At 34.0% G+C, this 21,572-nt stretch carries 10 protein-coding genes; all 10 read right to left on the bottom strand.

The window, feature by feature from the left end:
- Positions 1-25 precede the first annotated feature (25 nt).
- Positions 26-2,005 carry an alpha-L-arabinofuranosidase family protein gene (locus AC6CH4_RS06960; protein ID WP_498101460.1) on the bottom strand — a complete coding sequence of 660 codons (1,980 nt, stop codon included), beginning with the start codon at positions 2,003-2,005 and terminating at the stop codon, positions 26-28.
- A gap of 9 nt (positions 2,006-2,014) precedes the next feature.
- A complete protein-coding gene (locus AC6CH4_RS06955; RefSeq protein WP_498101458.1) occupies positions 2,015-3,454 on the bottom strand; it encodes a glycoside hydrolase family 28 protein in 1,440 nt (479 codons plus the stop codon).
- Between the two features lie 58 nt (positions 3,455-3,512).
- Positions 3,513-5,150: a sodium/sugar symporter gene (locus AC6CH4_RS06950; protein ID WP_498101456.1), complete on the bottom strand. Its 1,638-nt coding sequence runs from the start codon at positions 5,148-5,150 to the stop codon at positions 3,513-3,515.
- 155 nt (positions 5,151-5,305) lie between these two features.
- Positions 5,306-6,448, bottom strand: coding sequence for an acyltransferase family protein (locus AC6CH4_RS06945; protein ID WP_498101454.1), 1,143 nt, complete (start codon positions 6,446-6,448; stop codon positions 5,306-5,308).
- A 117-nt stretch (positions 6,449-6,565) separates the two neighbouring features.
- Positions 6,566-9,703, bottom strand: coding sequence for a beta-galactosidase, LacZ type (gene lacZ / locus AC6CH4_RS06940; RefSeq protein ID WP_498101452.1), 3,138 nt, complete (start codon positions 9,701-9,703; stop codon positions 6,566-6,568).
- 61 nt (positions 9,704-9,764) lie between these two features.
- Positions 9,765-10,637, bottom strand: coding sequence for an inositol oxygenase family protein (locus AC6CH4_RS06935; RefSeq protein WP_192184757.1), 873 nt, complete (start codon positions 10,635-10,637; stop codon positions 9,765-9,767).
- 248 nt (positions 10,638-10,885) lie between these two features.
- Positions 10,886-14,542, bottom strand: a complete 3,657-nt coding sequence (locus AC6CH4_RS06930) for a hypothetical protein (protein WP_498101450.1) — start codon at positions 14,540-14,542, stop codon at positions 10,886-10,888.
- A gap of 190 nt (positions 14,543-14,732) precedes the next feature.
- Entirely contained in the window at positions 14,733-18,773 is a 4,041-nt protein-coding gene (locus AC6CH4_RS06925; protein WP_498101448.1) for a hybrid sensor histidine kinase/response regulator, read from the bottom strand.
- A gap of 37 nt (positions 18,774-18,810) precedes the next feature.
- The gene (locus AC6CH4_RS06920; protein WP_498101446.1) at positions 18,811-20,637 is read right to left on the bottom strand and encodes a metallophosphoesterase family protein; all 1,827 of its coding nucleotides are present in this window, start codon (positions 20,635-20,637) and stop codon (positions 18,811-18,813) included.
- Positions 20,638-20,661: 24 nt separating this feature from the next.
- On the bottom strand, positions 20,662-21,510 hold the full coding sequence (locus tag AC6CH4_RS06915; protein WP_498101444.1) for a DUF4861 family protein: 849 nt from the start codon (positions 21,508-21,510) through the stop codon (positions 20,662-20,664).
- Between the last annotated feature and the right edge of the window lie 62 nt (positions 21,511-21,572).

The raw sequence follows: 21,572 nt of genomic DNA, 5'->3' as shown, positions 1-21,572 counted from the left end.
ATGAATGCAAAAGCTTCATTTCAAATTATTTCATCTTTAATTTTAAAACATTTACCGAATAGGCAGCTAATTTCAATTTAACCTTCTCTTTTTCCGATTTAAATTTTGCTTCCTTTGGACTTATTTTTTTTGGATCAGCAAAAGTATTTTCATCTTGTAGATCAGGACTGGTAAGCGTTATTATAGTTCCATCAGTACTTAATTTAGTTCCTTTAAAATTAATTGAAACATCTTGTACTACAGAAGATGTATTGACCAATTTTATAATTATTTCTTTAGTATTCGCATCTTTAACCGCAGATGCATACAAATTATTTTGTCCTGTCAGTGGTTCTCCTTTTTTGCTAATGGCCAACAAATCGGTTCCTTTATTCGTCGAAAATAGCTTTTGTACATAATAATTGGCAGAACCATAAGCTTGTAAATTATTGAACCAAATCATATCCGGTGTCCATTGCCAGGCATCTTCATGCGCCATTAACGGTGCATAAGAAGTTAAATTAACCACATCCGCATTTCTTTCAAGACCCGTCATGAAAGCTGCTTCAGAAAAAGCACATTCCCAATTGTTTCTGTTATTTGGATTTGCTCCTGAAACACTTTGTGCTGCATATTCTCCTGCAAATATCTTCGGGCCTTTTCTGTCATATTTATCATAACGCGCTGCATTTTCTCTAAACCATTGCGGGCTTTTATAATAATGTTCGTCTATCAGTTCGGCATCTAATTTTTTAAGTTCCTGCATGGCATAATCAAAATGTTCACCATCTGGCGAAGGTCCGCTTCCTGAGACAATAATTATATTTGGATATTTTGCCTTTATCGCTTTTTCAAAAACTTTGTATCTGTCAATATAATCGGGTCCCCATTGCTCATTTCCAACGCCAATATATTTTAATCCAAAAGGTTTTGGATGCCCCATATCTGAGCGAACTTTACCCCATGCCGTATCTTCTGAACCATTGGCAAATTCAATTAAGTCTAAAGCATCCTGCACATAAGGATCTAATTCTTCAAGCGGAGCCAATTGCCCCGTATTGTACTGGCATGCCATTCCACAACTTAAAATAGGTAAAGGAGTGGCACCAATATCTTCTGAAAGCTGAAAATATTCATAAAATCCCAATCCAAAACTTTGAAAATAATCCGGAGTTTGTTTGTGGCCAAATTCTACATTCCAACGATTCATCATCGTTTTTCTGTCTTCCACATTTCCAACTGATTTTTTCCATTGGTAACGATCTGCCAAAGTTCTTCCTTCAACAATACAACCACCGGGAAAACGTAAAAATCCTGGTTTCATATCATACAAAAGCTGCACAAGATCTTTGCGCAAGCCGTTTTTTCTGTTCTTCCAGGTATCCTCCGGAAAAAGCGAAATCATGTCTAAATCAATAGTTCCGGTTCCTTCAAAAGTTATTTTTAATTTTGCTTTTGCTTCAGTTTGAGTTGCTGTAAATTGCGACGTATACGTTTTCCATTCTTTAGAGGTTGGCGTGATAACTGTTTCACCAATAACTTTTTGGTCTTTATCAATCAGTTGAATGATTATTTTTTTAATGTTTCCCTCCTGATTTAATGCTTTTAACGAAAGATTATATCGTGCGTCTTTTTTAACTCCCATTCCTCTAAACCCTTCATTTATTAGGGCATATCCTGTAGCATTATTGATTTCAACTCTGCTAAAATTGGTGTTGTTTGCTGCTATTTCGATTGGGGTTGCACTACCCGATTCTTTGTTCAAAGAAGATCTCTTTGTATTGGGTTGCTCCCATCCCATCAAAGGTTTATCAAATTCAAAAGATCTGTTTTTAATCATTTCGGCATACAATCCGCCATCAGCTGCAAAATTTATGTCCTCAAAAAAGAGTCCGAACATGGTTGGCTGAATTTTCGTGATGGTTTTGGAAGCATCCACATCTAAATTGATGCTTTGAGAATTTGCTAAAAGACTCCCAAGCAAAAGACTGCAAATGATAAATTTTGTACTTCTGTTCTTTTTCATTCCAATTAATTATTTTTTGACCGCTTTTAATTTATCCGGAAAAGCCGATTCGCCTTCTAAATTATTAATAATAAGTGAATCCACATTTTTACTTTCGACTGCATAAGCGAAATAGTCAGGTCTGTTTTTTCCCCATTCTACTGAGCAATTTTGTATTTTAATTTTTTCTGCCGAATCAAAATAAAATCCTGATGTACTTCCTTTTACAAAACCTTCTATATCTGCAGGACGGCGATCATAGATACCCCCTTGATGTGAGGTTGTTTTATCTATAAAAATACTAACATTATCAAAAACAACATTATTTATTTTATCCTTTGATTCAGCACTTACATAAACCCCATTTTCTCCTGTACACTGAATATTACTGAAATAGATGTTTTTAATAGCACCTACCTTCCCTTCAACGGCACCTTTTGGAAAACGCCAGTTGGCATCTTTATGATTTCCTTTTGCTCTTCTGAAAGCCGTTACATAAATAGGCTCTGCTTTTCCCCACCAGGTATCAGTAGTTAGTTTGGCTTCAATAATAATGTTAGAAAAGATAACATCACTCACCGTTCCTTCGTCCCGATTTTGAATACCTAAGGCGCGATTACTATTTTTAATAATGCAATTATTGAAGACTACCTGTCTGATAGCATCCATGTTTTCTGAACCTATTTTGATGGCGCAACTGCTGCTCGTCATGGTGCAATTGGTAACAGTTATGTTTTCGCAGGCACCAAACTCTTCAAATTCCCTTCTGTTTTTTAAGCAAATACAATCATCCCCGCTTTCGATATAGCAGTCGCTAATACGTACATTTTTTGAATGATCTAAATCAATACCATCGCTATTGCGGACTTTTAAACTGTTGAGCAATGTAATTCCGCTGATCACAACATCATTACAACCCACAAGGTGAATCGTCCAATAAGCCGAGTTCCCAATATGAATATCTCTTATTCTAATGTTTTTTCCACCAATAATAGTCAGAACATGAGGTCTTGGGTCTAAAACTGTAAACGGTTTTAAAACATAAGAGTCTTCCAGTTCTTCTCCCATAAAAGAAATACCGTTTCCATCTATTTTTCCGCTTCCGCTAATGCTGAAATTTTCTACATTTTCACCGCCAATCCAGATAGTACCTTCTCCGGGATTCGTGCGAAAAGCACTTTTGGTGTATAGTTTTTCATCCGGGCTTGCCAATAGTTTTGCTCCGGCTTCAACATGCAGATCAATTCCCGATTTTACATCAAATGGTCCTGCCAAAAAGGTAAAAGGGGCAGGCAATAAAACACGTCCACCCGTTTTGCTGCAGGCGTCTATTGCTTTTTGAATCGCCGCTGCATCATTGGTTTTACCATCTCCTTTGGCTCCGTACTTTTTAACATCATATACTTTTTGTGCTGTCATTACCAGCGAAAAACAAAAAGCAATTATAAAGGTTATCGATTTCTTTATCATTAGTTCTATTTTTAAAGATACTTAAATCTTATTTAGTTGTAAATTTAACAGAGGAAGCTTACCAAAAGACTGTATATAAAGCTACTAAGATTCCGCAGATTATAAAAGATCCAATGATAAACTCTGAGGATACTTTGAACATAGCTGTATCTACTTCTATTTTATGTGCCTCATGCTCCAGTTTCGGTTCAGGTTTTAAAAGACTAATTAGTACCATCATGATCACAATTAAAAAGAAAGCAATGGTCATTCTGTCTAAAAAAGGATAATCAGGAAAAGCTCCATTTGTCCATACCGGCAAAAATTTTAATACTGCTGCAATTGGTACGGTAAACAATGCGCCTGCAAGTCCGGCCGAAGCCGTTGTTTTTTTCCAGAACATTCCCAGTAAAAAAATAGCTAAAACGCCCGGTGAAAAGAAGCCAACATATTCCTGTATAAACTGATACGCCTGATCTAATGATTTTAAAGCCGGAGCAACAAGCGCAGCAATAAACATGGCGGCTACTACGACCCATCTTCCTGTAAGCACCAATTTTCTTTCAGATGCTTCCTTATTAAAATATTTTTTATAAATATCTAAAGAAAAAATTGTCGAGATGCTATTGGCTTTACCAGCCAGAGAAGCTACAATTGCTGCTGTTAATGCAGCCAATGCTACCCCTTTTAATCCGGCAGGCAATAAATTCATCAAGGTTGGATACGCCTGATCTGGTTTTAAAACTCCGGCTGCGTCGACCATTTCTTTTTGAAACATTCCGTTTTGGTGCATTACATACATCGCAATACCTGGTAGAACCGCAATAATTGGAACTAATAATTTTAAAAATGCAGCAAACAAAATTCCTTTTCGGGCTGTTTTTAAATCGGCTCCTAAAGCTCTTTGCACAATATATTGATTACAACCCCAATAAGCCAGATTATTGATCAGCATACCACCTACGAGTACTGATATTCCGGGTAATTCAGTATAATGCGGACTTGATTTATCTAATATCATGTGCAAATGATCCGGTGCTTCCTGTTTTAAAACTAAAAGTCCTTTTAAAATATCTTTTCCGAATCCAAATTGTTCTGATAATAACGTTAGGGACAAATAAGTGGTAACCAAACCTCCCAAAATCAATACGATAACCTGAAACATATCAGTATATCCAATTACTTTCATTCCTCCCAAAGTAACAATGATAGAGAATAAACTCAACCCGATAACGCAAAATTGAAAACTAACAGGTGCTATCGATGAAATTGCCAGAGCACCTAAATAAATAATAGAAGTAAGATTTACAAATACATAAATCAACAGCCAGATTATTGCCATTATGGTACTTACTGTACCATTATATCTTTTTGCCAAAAATTGTGGCATTGTAAATATCTTGTTTTTAAGATAGACTGGTAAAATGAACATTGCCACTACAATTAATGTTGCAGCTGACATCCATTCGTAAGAAGCAATCGCCAGTCCAATGGCAAAGCCGGAACCACTCATCCCGATAAAATGTTCTGCCGAAATATTAGAAGCGATCAATGATGCTCCGATGGCCCACCAGGTGAGTGATCCTTCGGCTAAAAAATATTCGTTGGAACTGGTTGAGGCATTTTTTTTACTTCTGTAAATATACATTCCATAGGATGAAACGATTACAAAATAAATAAGAAAGACAATATAATCTGCGGTTTGTAATACATTCATAATGGTGTGGTTATTTTTTAGTTAGTCAGTTTAAAATGTCTAGAACTGATAGAAATCTCTAAACAAGTTTTTAAAGTTTTTTAAAACTTAAATTTGATTTTTGTTCACGTGCTCTTTTTAAATTATTGGATAGTTTACTATTGTATAAAGTTTTTTTAGACTTTCAAAAACCATTTTTTCTTATAGAGAAAATAAAGTAGCATGAGCTGCACGACCGTTACTGATAAAGTAGTAAAAACCGGCTGCCAGATGAGCGGCAGGAACTTTATAATTCCTCCAAAAACATATTCGGCTGTATGCTTAAAATCTACTAAACCTTCAGCTGCCATATAAATCAAAATAGAATTTGAACCGATTAACAGCAATGGAAAGGCCCAATTTTGAAATCCTAAAAGATCAATAATCAGATAAAAAAAAGTAAAAAACAAAATACTAAATCCACCTACAAAACATACAAACGAGCTTGTCCACAAATGTTTATTAATGGGGAAATCATAATCCCAAAGAATTCCTATACCTATTAAAATAAGTGCCGAAAGAACCAATACTGTCAGTTTTTTACCTGACGAAAAGTGATTTTTTGCTCTTAAAAAGGTACCTAAAAACACACCGAGCAAAGCTGTGGCAATGGCTGGTATTGTCGAAAACAATCCTTCCGGATCATAAACTTTGCTGTGTAACCTTCCGGGTAAAAACAAACGATCTATATATGCTTCTAATGAACCTGCTTTGGTTAAAACACCTGCTCCAAAAACCGGAACTGGAATTAATTTCATTGCTAAATAATAACCTGTCAAAATAGCTGCAAACCATATAAGCTGCTGTTTCAGATTAAAATTTAAATAAATAAGACCTGCAAAAAACCAGGCAAGCCCAATACGGCCAAGAACACTGGCAAAACGGGTTTGGTCGAAACCATCAAACCTTAATAATCCGTTTACAACAAAACCCAGAACCAATAAAATGCAGGTTCTTCGTAACATCGATAAGTATATTTTTTGTTTTTCTTTTGATGGTAATTCATTTGGTGTTTTTACGCCTGCGAGGCTCATTTTCTTTTCAAAAGAAAACGGCATTGAAATTCCGGCAACAAATAGAAATACCGGAAATATCATGTCATAAAATGTAATACCATTCCACTCTGCGTGATGCAATTGAGACGACATCCAGATAAAAACAGGAATTGGTGCAGCCTTTGCCAGAGCATGTATAATATGTTCACCGCTCATAATCCAAAACATAACAAATCCGCGAAGCACATCCAAAGAAATTAATCTTCCGTTTGTAGTGTTAGTCATTTTTTTGTGGTTATTTTTTAGTTGATAGTTGTTTTTTAGTGTCAGTCGCAGTTTGCAGTCGCAGTTTACAGTCGTAGTGTTTACTCAAACTGTAAACTGAGACCGAATACTGTAAACTTATTTTATTGGTTTAATAATAAATCCGTAGCTGTATTCGCTTTTTGACAATACATATTGCTCGTGCGGAGGTAATCCCCAGCTGTTGTCTCCACCTAATCCGCGCTGTGTTAAATCAACACAAACCACAACTTCTTTTCGGGGTGTAATATCACTGGAGTGAATATTTTTCTTGGCTATTCCACCATCAAAATCACTCGGATAATTATTCAGAGTACTTATTCCTAAAGACTGTGATCCCTTAATTTCCAAACCATTTCCGGTATTATTTGAAAGTTTAAACCAGCGAACATCTGTTTTATATCCGTTTTCCTGCGGACGTGTGTACGGAACATATTGATCTGCAACTTTGCTCTCGTAAATTCCTTTAAGAGATGCGGTATTTCTATCCGGATAATTTTCTAATGGTCCTCTTCCGTAATAATCCAGATTTTCATAGCTGTCTTTTAAGACGAAAATCATTCCGAAACGAGGCATTTCCGGTACCGGATTAGTCCCTTTTTTATAAGAAGCCTGTATTTCTAAAGCATCATCATTTTCTAGCGAATATTGGATTGTATACTCCGAAGCAACATCATTCAGTCTTAATTTGGCAATCACATATTTTTTTCCGTCTTTCTCCGTTTCCTGAATGCTTTCTAAAGTAGTGTTCTTACCTGCTGTTCTCCATACATTCGTTCTGATCTGCATTTTATTTCCAATATCATTATCAGTTGGTGCTCTCCAAAAATTGGGTTCCGGATATTGCTTAAACTGCTCCTCGCCTTTTGAACTGTAATAGGAAATTAATCCTGTTGACTTACTTATTTTCACAATAACATTGTCCGAAGTCAATACAAACTGGTCTTTTTCATCCTGAATTTTAGCAGCATTTGCCTTTTTTGATTGTGCAAAATAGGCTCCATCATTAATTACAAACTGTTCTTTGGCAATTTCAAAATTCTGAGGCAATAACTCTGATCCTGTTTTTGTATAAGCAAAAACATTCAACAAATATTCTGTCCCATCTTTTGATTGTAATTTTGGTAAATCAAGTGTAAACTGTTTTTTTGATTTTGGATTTAAAGCAACATTAATTGTTCCTTCTTTTATAATTTTTCCGTTTTCTAAAACCTCATATTTAAAATTGTACTGACTTAAATTGGTAAATCCAAAATCGTTTATAATTTCAATGACTCCGTTTTTGACATCAACGGCTTCAAACAAAATATCCTGATATACTTTTTTTACTTCAAAGGCACCCGGATGCGGTGTTCTGTCGGCATACACTAATCCGTTATGACAGAAATTTTCATCATTTAGATAATTCTGACTTCCCATATCGCCGCCATAAGCCCAATATTTGCGTCCGGCTTCATCTTCTCTTTCAAAACCCTGATCTACCCAGTCCCAAATAAAACCACCCTGCATATTTTTGCTTCCGCGAATAATGTCCCAATATTCCTGAAAATTACCGCTGCTGTTTCCCATGGCATGCGAATACTCACACATAATATACGGGCGGGCGACTTCTTTACGGGCCGCATATTCTTTCATATAGGCAATTGTAGGATACATAGGGCAGACAATATCTGTATTTTCGTTTTCTTTTGCTTGTTCAAACTGAACCAATCGGGTATTGTCTCTCTTTTTAACCCATTTATAAGCTTCGTGAAAAACAGGTCCGTTGGCACTTTCATTACCTAATGACCAAAGAATTACCGATGGAGCATTTTTATCTCTTTCAACAAGACTATAAATTCTGTCCAGATGTGCTTCTCTCCATTCCGGAAGATGACCAGGATTAGTTTTTGGATTCATATAAATAAGAGGCTGTCCCTCTACTCCCATTCCATGACTTTCGATATTGGCTTCATCTACAAGAAACAAACCATATTTATTGCAAAGTTTTACCCATAAAACATTATTCGGATAATGACTGCAGCGAACCGAATTGATATTCAGCTGTTTCATCATCTTAATATCTTTCATCATGGTGGCTTCATCCTGAAAATGTCCTGTAACCGGATTATGTTCGTGAATGTTTACACCATGAACCATTAATCTGACTCCGTTTACCAGTAATTGTCCTCCTTTGAGTTCTACTTTTCTGAATCCGATTTGGGTCGCAACTGTTTCAATTATGCTGCCTTTTTCATTTTTTAACGACAGTACCAGTGAATATAAATTAGGCGTTTCACTGCTCCATAATTTTGGACTGGATACATTTTGAGAAAAACTGATGGTCTGGATTTTATTGGCCTCAGAATTTACTTGTACTATTTTGGTGAAAATATTTTTGCCCGACGCGTCAACTAATTTAGCTTCTACTTTTTGATTATTGATTGCTGCAGAACTTAGGTTTTTTAAAGTAATAGCTACATTTAAACTTCCGTTTTTGTAATTGGAATCCAAATCAGGTTTTGCGAAAAAATCGGCAATCCGAATGTCATTAGTACTGTATAAATAAACGCTTCTGTCAATACCTGAAAGTCTCCACATATCCTGATCTTCCAAATACGAACCATCACTCCATCGGTACACTTCGACTGCCAAAGTATTATTTCCCGCTTTTAAATATTTCGTAATATCAAATTCTGCCGGACTTTTAGTATTTTCAGTATAACCTACCTTTTGTCCGTTTACCCAAATGTACATTGCAGCTGTTCCTGCTTCAAAGTGAAGAAATACATGACGGTTATCCCAGTTCTCTGGCAGAACAAAATCTTTTTTATAAGAACCGACAGGATTATCCCAATGATTAATAAAAGGAGGGTTTCTCTCAAAAGGATACGTAATATTGGTATAAATTGGAATACCGTAACCATTTAATTCCCAGTTAGAAGGAACTTGTAGTTCTTTCCAATGTAAAGTACTGAAATCCTGTTTATAAAAATCTTTCGGACGCTGATCCGGTGTTGGCGACCAGGAAAATTTCCATTTACCGTTTAAGGAAAAATACCAAGGCGAGTTTTCATATTTATCGCTTATAGCTGAAGGTTCATCTGCATACGGAAGAAATGCTGCTCGTGCGGGTTCTCTGTTAATTTGAAAAACTTCAGGATTTTCCCAATCGTTTCTGTCCTTATTTTCCTGTCCTAAAACAGTCGTAATTACAAAAAGAGTTAGTAAAAGTATTGTGGTTTTGATTTTCTGCATTTAGTTAGTAGTTTAAATCTTCAAATTATGAAGAAGAAAAAGTTGAAATAACGAAGTTTGCTTAAAACTTCATTTTCTCCGGTAAATATTTAGCAACTAATTCCTTGTAATAAGGCAACAATGCTTTAACATCTGGTTTAACCGGTGCTTTTGTATATAAGTCATATGGATTAAATTTTCGAACCCAGTCAAACATTTCTATATCTTTTTCATTCATCAAATGTGCATAGGCATTTTCCTTGTGTTGTGAATAGAAAGAATGGTATCTAATCATATATAAAGCTGGATCAGGAAGATAATCTTTCATGATTTGATATAAATATTCATCATGTCCCCAGCTCATTTTTACTTTATCCAATCCGCAATTTTGAGTATAAACACCTAATTTCGTATTGAATCTTTCATCTGTATAATCCGGATTTTCTTTGAAAAATTCAGGATAAACAATCTTATCAGAATAAGAACATCCTACCGGAAAAGTGTCCCCAACAACCGCCCATTGCGGTTCGCCAAACAAGCATAAAATTTTTCCAAGATCATGTATAAAACCCGTCAGTACAAACCAGTCCGGGTGACCGTCTGCCCTGATGGCTTCTGAAGTTTGCAGAAGATGTTGTGTCTGATCCAAATCAATATCCGGATCACTGTCGTCTACAAGTGTATTTAAGAAATCAACAGCTTCCCAAATCGACATTTCTTTTTTATTGAACTGCAAAAATTCATCTTCTTTACTGCAAACAAAGTCATACGTTTGATAGGTATGGTTTATTCTATAAAACTCCTTGACAGTTTCTACTCTTTCTGAATCGACATAATTTCTAAACTCTTCTTTTTCTTTTACAGGTTCAGATGGGTCTGGATATCGTATTAACAAATCGTCTTCCCATTCATCCAGATTGTTCAGCGGATTGTCAGTGTCAATTGGCTTTTTCATAAGATTTAATTTTATTGTTTCATACAAAAATAAAATTACCTTCAGAAAACAGAATGGACTAATACATCAAAAACATGGATAGATTTTAAATTAATGTGATTTTTATAACAAATGATTGTTAAAATAAATTCCAATAAAAAAATTCCAAACTCCAACTTCAGAAGTAATTGGAATTTGGAATTTTCAAAATTGGAGTTTGATTTCGCCTTGTGGAAATAGATGGAAGCTGATATTAATAACCTTCCTTTTTAATCGAATCTCTCTTTGTATTTTTTGAATAACGTATTCATTACTAAAAGTACTACTCCAACACCCAATAGAACCAACGCTCTAATGAGGAAATCTGCATTTGACAAATCGAAAAACATGAGTCGGATTACGCAAATACCTACTAAAGAAAGCGAAACGTAACGGAAGTATTTTTCTTTCAGGATAATTCCGAGTATTAGCAATCCCAGAGATTCTAAAATCCAGAAGAACGTTAAGATTCCTTTATCGAACGAGAGATACAAAAACAATCCGATGCTAAAAGTGGCAGGATAAATAATGATACTATTTCTGAATTTAAAATCTTCGATATATCTATAAATAATAAAAATATACAATGCCAATAGTGCAAATATGATGAGATAAACAAATTCAAATTTAGATTCGTAATAGGTGAAACTAATAAAAGCTAAATGAAAATTTGCCAGTAAATAATATACAATACTGATTTCCTTTTTATTCCCAATCTTTTTATAATAAAGACATAGGTTTACTATCGCCGTTACAGCCCAGAATACGGGAAGCCATTTGTGTTCTAATTGCGAAAACATAATAATAGAAAGCCAAATATTTATGAAAATTTGATAATCTATTTTTAATGATTTTATGAATTCTTTTTTGTTTATCAGAAGTGCTAAAACAATCAATAAAACAATACTTGAAAGCTGTAAAACCCAAGCTGACAAAGTAAAACTATTAAGCTCTCTGATGCTGTAAAAAACAGATGTCAAAATAGATAAAAGTCCGATAACTAATACCGATTCCGGAGCTAGTTGCATTTTTTTGTATAAAATAAGAGCAAAATTCAGGATAGCCAAAAGCATAAACAACGGTGCCAGGTAAACTAATTTTACCTGGATAAACAATAAAGCGATTATCCATAAGTTTTGATTAACAGGCAAAATTGAAATAAACATTTTACTCGCTTCTTTTGTGCTTTTCACTTGCAAATAACTATACAAAACAGATAATAAAATACATACAGCTTGTGTGCCATAAAGTATATATTGATTCACTGTATCTGCTTCGTAAATAGCTAAATAAATACTTAGAACTATAGACCCCATTAATAATGCGAAAGAGTAGAAATTGTAGCGTTTGATTCTTTCTGTTTTTTGAAAAATGAAAAAAGTAATTAATGCTAAACTTCCTAAATAAACCGGAATATAGTTTATTTGGATACAAGAAAAACCAAAAACAAGCGCGTTAAAAAGAATGAATTCAGAATTTAATATGTTGAATTTTCCCCAACCGGAAATAACATCATTTGATTTATTTCTGATTTTATCTGCAAATAAAATATAAGTCTCGATTATAGAAAGTCCGATGGCGATTAATCCAATTTCGGCAGTATTTAAAAATCGGGTATTGTATGCAAATAAGCCGCTTCCAAATAAAGAAAAAACAAGGCAAAAACCGTAAAGCAAGATCTGATTTTCGGTGGTAAGTGCTTTTCGTTTGAATTGAATCCATAAAAATTCATGATTTAGTAAAGCAATACCAAACCATGCGAAAATTTGGATAATATCATAAGAGGCTAAGTATTTATAAGTAAGCGAAACCAATAAAGCGTTTATACCAATGATTCCAAAGGTTTTGATTATGGAGTCATCATTATAAAATACTTTCACAAACCAGTTAAAGGTTATTACGGTAATGATTCCTAAAGCTAAAACAAGATCTAAGTTAGATTTTGGATCGGTGAGAATTAACATTAATCCTGCGACAATTGTGATGATGAAAAATGTAAATCTCCCGAAATCAAAAGTATTTGTTTTGAATTTAAATCGTAAAGAGCACCACAATAAAGCGATAAATAAAAGCGGAAAATAAAATGAAATAACGATGGTATGATACCAGCTTACAAAAAACAATATTGAAAACAGTATTGAGAAAACTCCGTTTAAACTCAAATCTTTTTTTATTATAAAAGAATCAATTTCTAAAAATTCTTTTTTTATAACACAAAAAACAGGAACTACTAATGTTATAAATAGCATAACAATCAATGTCGTAAAAGTGTTGGTAATGTTGATTTGATCGTAAGACGGATTTATATGTACAACAAAAAAGAGGAAAACAAGTAAACACAAAACATGATTGATACCTAAAAATATTTTATGCAGGAGAATTTCTTTGTTTTTATAAACGACAAACAAACAAGTGATCACTAAAAGGTACAATCCGCATGCAATACTATCAAAACCTACTTTCCAATCATTGAGCATAATGATGCTTAAAGCAAAGAGTATAAATGATACCATCCCGTCCAGATGATACAGCCAAAAAATCTTTTTCTTTCTGGCAAAAATAGCTGCAAAAAGGCAAAGAATTGCCGCGGTAAATAAAACGAAGATTTTGATTTTGCTTCCTGTTGAATGTAAAATTAATCCTAAAGCAAATAAAATCCAATTGATTAAATGGGTTACAAAAGCAATTCTGTCAAAACGAGTATTTGCATAAATGCTGCGGTATTGCATATACATGCAACTTACCGAAACCAAAATAATACCAATTATAGCAAAAATATTTTGAGATGGAGTTAAAATGTTTGTTCCCTGTGTAAACCAAATATCAAATACTATAAAAGCCGAAATAACAATCAATAGATGATATTCCCATTTTTCTTTATAGGATAAAACGATTCCTGCTGTTGCCGTTAACGACGCCAATAAAAAAGTAATCAAGAGTTTTTCAGGAATTACACATAAAATCAGGATACTCAATATTACATGCAGCGATAAAAAAGTCTGCTGTTTTATTATATAACCAACATACAAATTGATTGCAATTCCAATTCCGATGAGGGAATAAGCGAGCGGAATATTATGTATAAAAGTGAGCGCTGGAATTTGTGAAGCGCCAAAACAGCCAAACAAAAACAAACTTGCTCCGGCACTACGAAGCCAAAGCCCCGTTTTAAGCCATTTTTCTTTTTTCGCCAGAAAAAAATAGGAACCGGCTAAAATTCCGGCATAAAGCCAAAGAATTAAAATTCGGAACATTGGCGAAACTTTCATTGCGGTATAAATGCTTAAATAACCAATTCCCAATACCATAATGGCTGTTCCCAAAATCCCCGTCCAATTTTCGGCAAATTGCTGTTCCAGTTTTTTTATCAGAATAGAAAAAGCACTTTCTACATAAATTTCTTCTTCGTGAATTTGAGGTTCCGACTGTACTTCTACTTCACTCGTTTGTTTTATTTCAACATTTTCTAAGGGCTCAGGTATTTTTATTGCAGTAATGCTTTCTTTTTTATCAGTTACAGCAATAGCCGGCTTGTCGAAACTCAAAGCAATTTTTTCAAGAGACTCTTCACTAATTGTATTTGTTTCACTTTGAGAAGAATCTTCAATAATAGATGGGAGAATAGGAATGATTTCAGGAGAAACATCTTGCTTTTGTTCCGGAACTATTTCAATGGCATCAATTTTTGAAACTGTATTCGTGGCGACAAACTCAGGTTGGGTGATTTGTCTTTTGATTTCATCAATTTCTTTTTTCAAAGAGTTGTAATTATCTTTATTTTTTCGATAAAGAGAATCTAACTCTTCATTTTCTGTTTTTAATTTAGATAAATTATTAAACAATACAACTACACAAACAATTAATGCAAAAAGTATAAAACTCTCCATAGGTTAAATTTAGATTTGGCTAAAGTAAGAATTATACTTTTAATTTAAATATTCAAATCCCGAGACTTCGTGATAAATTCCAATAAAAAAATTACAAATCCCAATGGAAAAATTCCAATAAAAAAAATCCAAATTCCAATTCAGAGCGCAATTGGAATTTGGAATTTAAAAATTGGGATTTAAACCAATTTTAATTGATCAGTTTGCTTGGAGGGAAACCAAACTGTTTTTTGAAACATCTGCTGAAATATAAAGGATCATTAAAGCCTACCAAACTGGTTACTTCAGAAACGTTATATTTTTTGGTTTTTAAAAGCTCTGCTGATTTTTTTAAACGAATTGTTCTGATAAACTCGTTTGGGGCCAAATCAGTCAATTCCTTTATTTTCCTGTATAACTTAGACGAGCTAACGCCCAATTTATCACAAAGAAATTCTGTTGATAAATCTTCTTCACTCAGATTATCATTAATCAAAGCCGTAATTTTTTCCATAAACTCTTCATCGATTGGAGAATGAGTTAGCAAACTTATTTTACTTTCTATTTCGCCAGAGAATTTTACTTTTAGCTCTAAACGCGATTTAATAATATTTTCGATTACTGTTTTTAAAAGTAATGGTTCAAAAGGTTTGACTAAATAACTATCGGCTCCCATGTCATATCCTTTCACTTTATCTGTGTTTTCGGCAAGTGCGGTTAAAAGAACCACAGGAATATGACTGATAAATTCATCACTTTTTAATTGTCGACAAAATTCTAATCCGTCCATAACCGGCATCATGACATCTGCAACACACAAAATTGGTTTTATTTGCCTGCATATTTTCAAGCCTTCTTCTCCATTTTCGGCATCGTAAACTTTATAGTAATCAGACAGATAATCGACTAAGTATTTTCTAAGTTCAATATTGTCTTCAATAACCAGTATTTTTTCTTTTAAATCTGTATTCTGAATAATTTTTTTGGCTGCTTTTTCAGGAATAAGCATACTTAGGTTATCATTTTTCAAAGCATATTCAAACACTTCTTTAGTATCATAAGAACTTCGCTGTATTGGAATTTCAACTCTAAAGGTACTGCCTTTGCCAGGTGTACTTTCTACCGTTATAGTTCCTTTATGAATGGCTACAAGAGATTTTACCAATGATAAACCAATACCGGAACCTGTATTATTTGCTTTACTGTTGGAGGCCTGATAGAATCGTTTAAAGATTTTTTCCTGACTTTTTAGAGGAATTCCAATACCATCGTCAGTAACCTCTATAACCAGAAGATCTTCCGGACCTTCTTTAAGATTAATAAACAAATCTACATTTCCGTATTTATTGGTGAATTTCAAGGCATTAGACAACAGATTATAAAGAATCTTATCGTATTTATCATTGTCTATCCAGCCTGTAATAGTATCAACTCCAGATGTAAAATTTAATTTAATTTTCTTGTTGTAAGCCAACTCTTTATAAGAATCGAAGATGTTCTTTGAATAGGCCAGAATATCTGTTTTTGAAACTTTAAGTTTTAATTCGCCAGACTGCGCTTTCCTAAAATCGAGTACCTGATTGACCAGATTCAGCAATCTGCTTGCATTTTGATAAATTAGATTGTAACGGCTTTTTTCATATTCGGTGGCGTTACTATTGTTTTCGTCTAATAATTGTTTGGCAGGGCCCAAAATAAGCGTCAACGGCGTTCTTAGCTCATGTGAGATATTGGTAAAAAAACGTAATTTTTCATTGTTGAGTTTGATGTCATGCTCCCTGTTTACTTTTTCTGTCAGCAGTTCTTGTTTTAGTCGGATGCGGTTTTTTATTTCTTTTCTGATAAAATAAAAAATACATGCTAATAGTAATATAAACAGGATAAATGAAGTCGGGGTTAACCAAAAAGGAGGAAGAATTCTAATTTGGTAGGATACTTCTTTGCTCCAGTTTCCATCACTATTGCACGATTTTATTTTAAAAACATACTTGCCCGGATACAGGTTGGTATACTGAACAATTCTGGAGTTACTGTTGGCAGTAATCCAATGTTTGTCAAACCCTTCGAGCATGTATTGAAACTTATTTAGCTTTTCGTTTACAAATGAAGGTGTCGAAAACTGTAACGAAAAATTTCGGTTTTTATAATTGAGTTCTGCTTTTTTACCGTAATTCAAATCCTGCAACAGCGGAACTTGACCGTTTATTTCCATGTTGGGAAATACCTCCTCATTCTGAATTTTAAATTCGGTTATCACAGGTTCCGGCGACCACTTATTTCTCTTCATTGCATTTGGAGAAAAAGTGATAACACCGTTTTTACCACCCAAATAAATATTAGAATTATTAAAATTAAAAAAACCGCTTGAACTAAAAACATCCAGTCTGTTACCACTGCTTACGTGATAGATATTAATCTCTTTTAGATTAGCGTTTACCCATGCAATACTATTATTGTTTATGTTTAACCATAAATTCCCATTGGTATCAGATAACATATCCGTAACCCATTTTCCGGAGAGCTCCTTAAAATGTGAAATTGTTTTAAAACTGTTTTTTGAAGGTTCATAAAGGCATAGTCCATAACGCGTTGAAGCCCATATTTTCCCTTTTTTATCGATCATAACATCACTTACGTTATCATCGTATGGAGCACCATTTTCTTTTTTGGAAAGTGACTTATAGGTTTCTATTTTTCCTGATGTATTGTTGTATCTCACTACACCCGTTTCTGTTGCAAACCAAATATTATTTTTAGTATCTTTTTCTATAGCATTAACCTGAAAACCAGGTAATAATTTACCTTTGGAAGTCTCAACTTGTAAGGTATTTGTGTTTATAATGACAGCCCCTTCTCCAAAAGAACCTACCATCATGGTTTGTGGTCCAATTTTGCAAAAAGCAAATACTGCAGAGGACTCAAAGCCAAGGGGAATTTCTTTCGAAGAATTAGTTACATAATTATATACCATCAGATTACCATTCCAAAGACCGCAATAAAAGACCTTTCCGTCCTCCGAATAAATACTGGCGATATCCCTGTCATTATTGTACAATGGCTTAAAACCTTTGTCATTAGATATAAAAAGTCCGCTATGACTGGTTGCTACAATAACTTTTTCATCAAATGTTCTCGCAAAACCTCTTATACGCGGAGCCTGATTGCCTATATGATGAGATATGTCTTTATTGAGTATAAACTGATTTTCGTATGGATCAAATTTATCCAGTCCGTCCTCTGTTCCTATCCATAGTACTCCGGATGCGTCAAAATATAATGCAGAAATTAAATTATCAACGATAGATGTGTCTTCTGATAATATGGAATAATACCATTTGTAATTTCCTTTTTGAATATCTTCCAAATTCTTGCACACCAGTAATCCTCCTAAAGTACCCACCCAATATTTACCGTCCTGAGCCCGGGCAACTGACAAAAAATATGGGCCTAAACTCCCTCTAATTTCCTTGTCTTCAATATATAAGTTTACAAATTGATCGTTTTTTTTATCTAATTTATACAGCCCTTGGCGCGTTCCTATAAAAATATCCGATTTTGCATCTTCATAAATAAAATTAACGTACGGATTCTTCGCATTAGAATTAGGAACCGAAAGCGTATAATCATTAATTCTTACAATAGCACCTTTTGCGTCCATGGTAATTTTTGCCACAGATCCCTTTTCATAACTACCTATCCAGATATTTCCTTTTTTATCTTCAAAAATTTCTTTTACATAATCAAAACCCCTGATCGGAATCTTTTCAAATCGGTTTCCCTTTAAATAAAACAGATAAACGCCCTTAGTTTTGGTACCTACCCAGACTCTTTTAAATTTATCAACATAAACGGATCGGATCTCTTCTTCCGGCAAACTATTAGGATCGTCTTTTTTGGAAAAAAAAGTGGTAAAAACCTGAGTATCCAATTTAAAAAGTGTCAGGCCTTTTCTGGTTCCTATCCATAAATTATTGGAATCTTCATCCAATTCCAATGCTGTTATATCATCATTATACAATTTATTCGTACCAGATGAATAACTCATATAATTTTTAAATTGATAGCCGTCAAAACGATTCAATCCTGAAAAAGTTCCAAACCACAAAAAACCTTTTTTATCCTGCACAATATGTCGTACAGAATTATGAGACAATCCATTATTGTCATTATAATGCGTAAATTTTATATTCTGCGAATGCGAATAATAAAATACGATTAAACAAAGAAAAATAATGTAAGGGTTCTGTCTCATATACTGCAATTTACAGTTTTATTAATAGTTATTACTCTTAAGGATTTATTCTATCAATTTTATTATTTCTTAAGTCAATTCTAAAATGATCTGCAGGCTCACTTTTGATAGTTTTCAAAAATATTTTTGCCCATAAAACCAACTTCTCATCATTTGCTTTTTCTAATGCCGCACAAACAATTTCATATTGTTTTAATCTGCTGCGTCCTATTTCAGGAATAGCTAATTCATCGGCATTTTTTAATCTGTAAAAATCAAAAATCATATCAAAACCGGTCCATGAATCAAGATCTTCTTTTTTTAGTCCGTTCGATTCTAATGCAGCATCAACTTCTGATGTACTTTTATTACTATACGCTAAATTACTGCCGGAAAGATTTAGAATTGATGTTAAAAAAGCAGCCGGAAAATCTTCAGGCAAAAACCGAAGACGTACCAGTTCTTTTAAATGCCATTCTGTAAACTCCTTATAATCTTTGGCTTTTAAAATCTCTTTGTTCCAAATGGTAGCGTTTTTTATCTTTTGTAAATGGGCATATTCCTCTTCATAAAAAGGAAATAAACTATTAAATTTCGGAACAGTACCAACGACAACAGTTTCTACCTCGAAATCTGAATCAGAGTGAATGGTCAAAATTTTATAAGCCGGCATATAGGCTGCCAAAGACGGTGTCTGAATATTAAAAAGTGTATTGCCTTTTGGTGTGGTACGTACTCCCGTATCGTTAATGTGCATGTGACCGCCAAAATGAATCTGAATACCTGCGTCAGCAAATGTCTGGGCTATTTCTTCAGTTGGAACTCTGGACAATTGCATTTTATCAGCTCCAAACAGTAATTTTAATTCTGGTGAGGCATCATCATTAAAATCAACCATGGGATAATGACTAAAAGCTATCAATATTTTTCCTTTTTGTCTGGCTTCTTCTGCAACTTTCCTTACCCAGTCTATTAAATGACTTTTGTAAAGAAACATATTGTTATAACCAATACTGGCTCCCGAAAAATCATTAGGATTATCTGGCAGGCCCGACAGTTTTTTATTGGGAACATAAACATTAGCGTCTATTGCCAAAAGCCAGATTCCTTTGATGGGTTCAACTACATAACTCGCATCAGGAAGCGATAAATTAGTGTTTTTAATGGTGTAAATTCTTTTTTCTAATGCAGATTCAGTCAGTGCTTTCTCTAAAGAATAATTGTCATAATTATAATTTGAAAAAGGGGTTTCCCAATACACATACTTCTTTTGTGGAAAAAATCCGAAAGCAGCCATTTCCTGCATGGTTTCTTTGTATCCCCAATTTTTTATATCGGCTGTGATAACAGGTTCTAATGCATTTTCTTCTTTCTTAAAATTGGTTTGCGAGCTGCTGATAATTTGCTCTTTTCCGTCTTTTCCCAGAAAATCTGTTTTGGCAGCTTCTTGTGCAAAGGGTTTGACAGCATCATGATTTCCTGTGGTTACAAAAAATGACATGCCTTTTTCTTTTGAATATTGATCCAGAATTTTTCTTAACCCTCTGACATGAACTGGCTGTCCGTCATCGCTAAAATCACCTGGAAGTACAACTTGTTTAATTCCCCTTTTTGAAATATCATTCAATGCCTCTATAAAGGCAAAATAATTCTCGTTGAAAATTCTGGTGGAATGCAATTGCGCATTCATCGTTCTGATATTAGCATATTCACCCGTTACCGGATTTTTTGTGCCCTGATAAGTATTGTCTTCAAATTTTGCAAAGATATCCTGCAAATGAACATCGGCTATAAAAGCAATCTGAACATCTTTCGTAACGACCTGTTTTGGTTTACAGGCATATAAAAAAAGTAAGAGCGCTATTAAAACCGATATTCTAAGCATGTAATTAAATTGTTTCTAGCCAGCTTATTTAATGTAAGCTTCTAATTTATCTAAAGTATTTATTTCTTCTTCTCTTGCACTTGAAGATATAATTTTTGTTTGTAACGTTTTAGTTGGTTTTGAAATCAATAAATATTGAGTTCCGTCATCTGTATTTTTTACATAATCTTTAGGATTATACATGATTGCGGCGCCAATTGGTACAATCTCTGCCGCTACATCTTCAGGATGTTTCCCCCATACAGCGATATAGTTAGCACCTTTTTTTGTTTCGAAATCTTTAAAATAATTTACTCCTGTAACAAATTGTACTTTCTCTCCGCTTAAAGAAACAGCCTCTACCTGTGCTTCTCTTTTTCCTGAAAATACAGTTACACGCACTAAAATATCTACTTTTTTTCCTTTGTAAGGAACTCCTTTAGAAATCATTTCCATCCATGAAGTGGTGTCTGTTTTTCCAACGCGTGCCAAACGATTGGTTACCGGATTCAAGGGAACTACTTTTTCCCCATCCCAAAGTTTTACACCGCCTAAACCAACAGTTGATGCTACTTTATAATAATCTGCTCCCCAACCTTCTTTTTGTTGCTCTGCCGTTGGGTACCAATTTGCTTTTCTTAATTCTAAGCCTGGTTTTGCTTTCGAATAAACGTCGATAGCCACTTTATCACTAAAATAGATTCGCAACGCCATCCATTCGTTCTCAATTGCCGGTCCGTGGTGTCCAATAGTTTTATATAAATCTCCTGTTTCTGAGCCAATATCTGTCAAATAAGTAATTTTATCAGACTTCATATACAAACTTGTATCAGTATTATTTTGTGCCAAACAGGTAAAACAAAACAGCAAAGAGGCGATAAATGATAATTTCATAATTTAAGGTATTAATAGTTAAGTTTAATTTCCGTAAATTTAAACTAACCTTTTAACAATAC

The sequence above is a fragment of the Flavobacterium sp. GQ95 genome (genome assembly GCF_059758655.1).
Note: the sequence above shows the minus strand (reverse complement) of the source record. Positions and strands in the feature narration are given on the sequence as shown.

What these genes read in the sequence shown, in the direction of transcription:
- AC6CH4_RS06960 (WP_498101460.1), bottom strand. Translation starts at nt 2,005, where the DNA reads ATGAAAAAGAACAGAAGTACAAAATTTATCATTTGCAGTCTTTTGCTT.
- AC6CH4_RS06955 (WP_498101458.1), bottom strand. Translation starts at nt 3,454, where the DNA reads ATGATAAAGAAATCGATAACCTTTATAATTGCTTTTTGTTTTTCGCTG.
- AC6CH4_RS06950 (WP_498101456.1), bottom strand. Translation starts at nt 5,150, where the DNA reads ATGAATGTATTACAAACCGCAGATTATATTGTCTTTCTTATTTATTTT.
- AC6CH4_RS06945 (WP_498101454.1), bottom strand. Translation starts at nt 6,448, where the DNA reads ATGACTAACACTACAAACGGAAGATTAATTTCTTTGGATGTGCTTCGC.
- lacZ (WP_498101452.1), bottom strand. Translation starts at nt 9,703, where the DNA reads ATGCAGAAAATCAAAACCACAATACTTTTACTAACTCTTTTTGTAATT.
- AC6CH4_RS06935 (WP_192184757.1), bottom strand. Translation starts at nt 10,637, where the DNA reads ATGAAAAAGCCAATTGACACTGACAATCCGCTGAACAATCTGGATGAA.
- AC6CH4_RS06930 (WP_498101450.1), bottom strand. Translation starts at nt 14,542, where the DNA reads ATGGAGAGTTTTATACTTTTTGCATTAATTGTTTGTGTAGTTGTATTG.
- AC6CH4_RS06925 (WP_498101448.1), bottom strand. Translation starts at nt 18,773, where the DNA reads ATGAGACAGAACCCTTACATTATTTTTCTTTGTTTAATCGTATTTTAT.
- AC6CH4_RS06920 (WP_498101446.1), bottom strand. Translation starts at nt 20,637, where the DNA reads ATGCTTAGAATATCGGTTTTAATAGCGCTCTTACTTTTTTTATATGCC.
- AC6CH4_RS06915 (WP_498101444.1), bottom strand. Translation starts at nt 21,510, where the DNA reads ATGAAATTATCATTTATCGCCTCTTTGCTGTTTTGTTTTACCTGTTTG.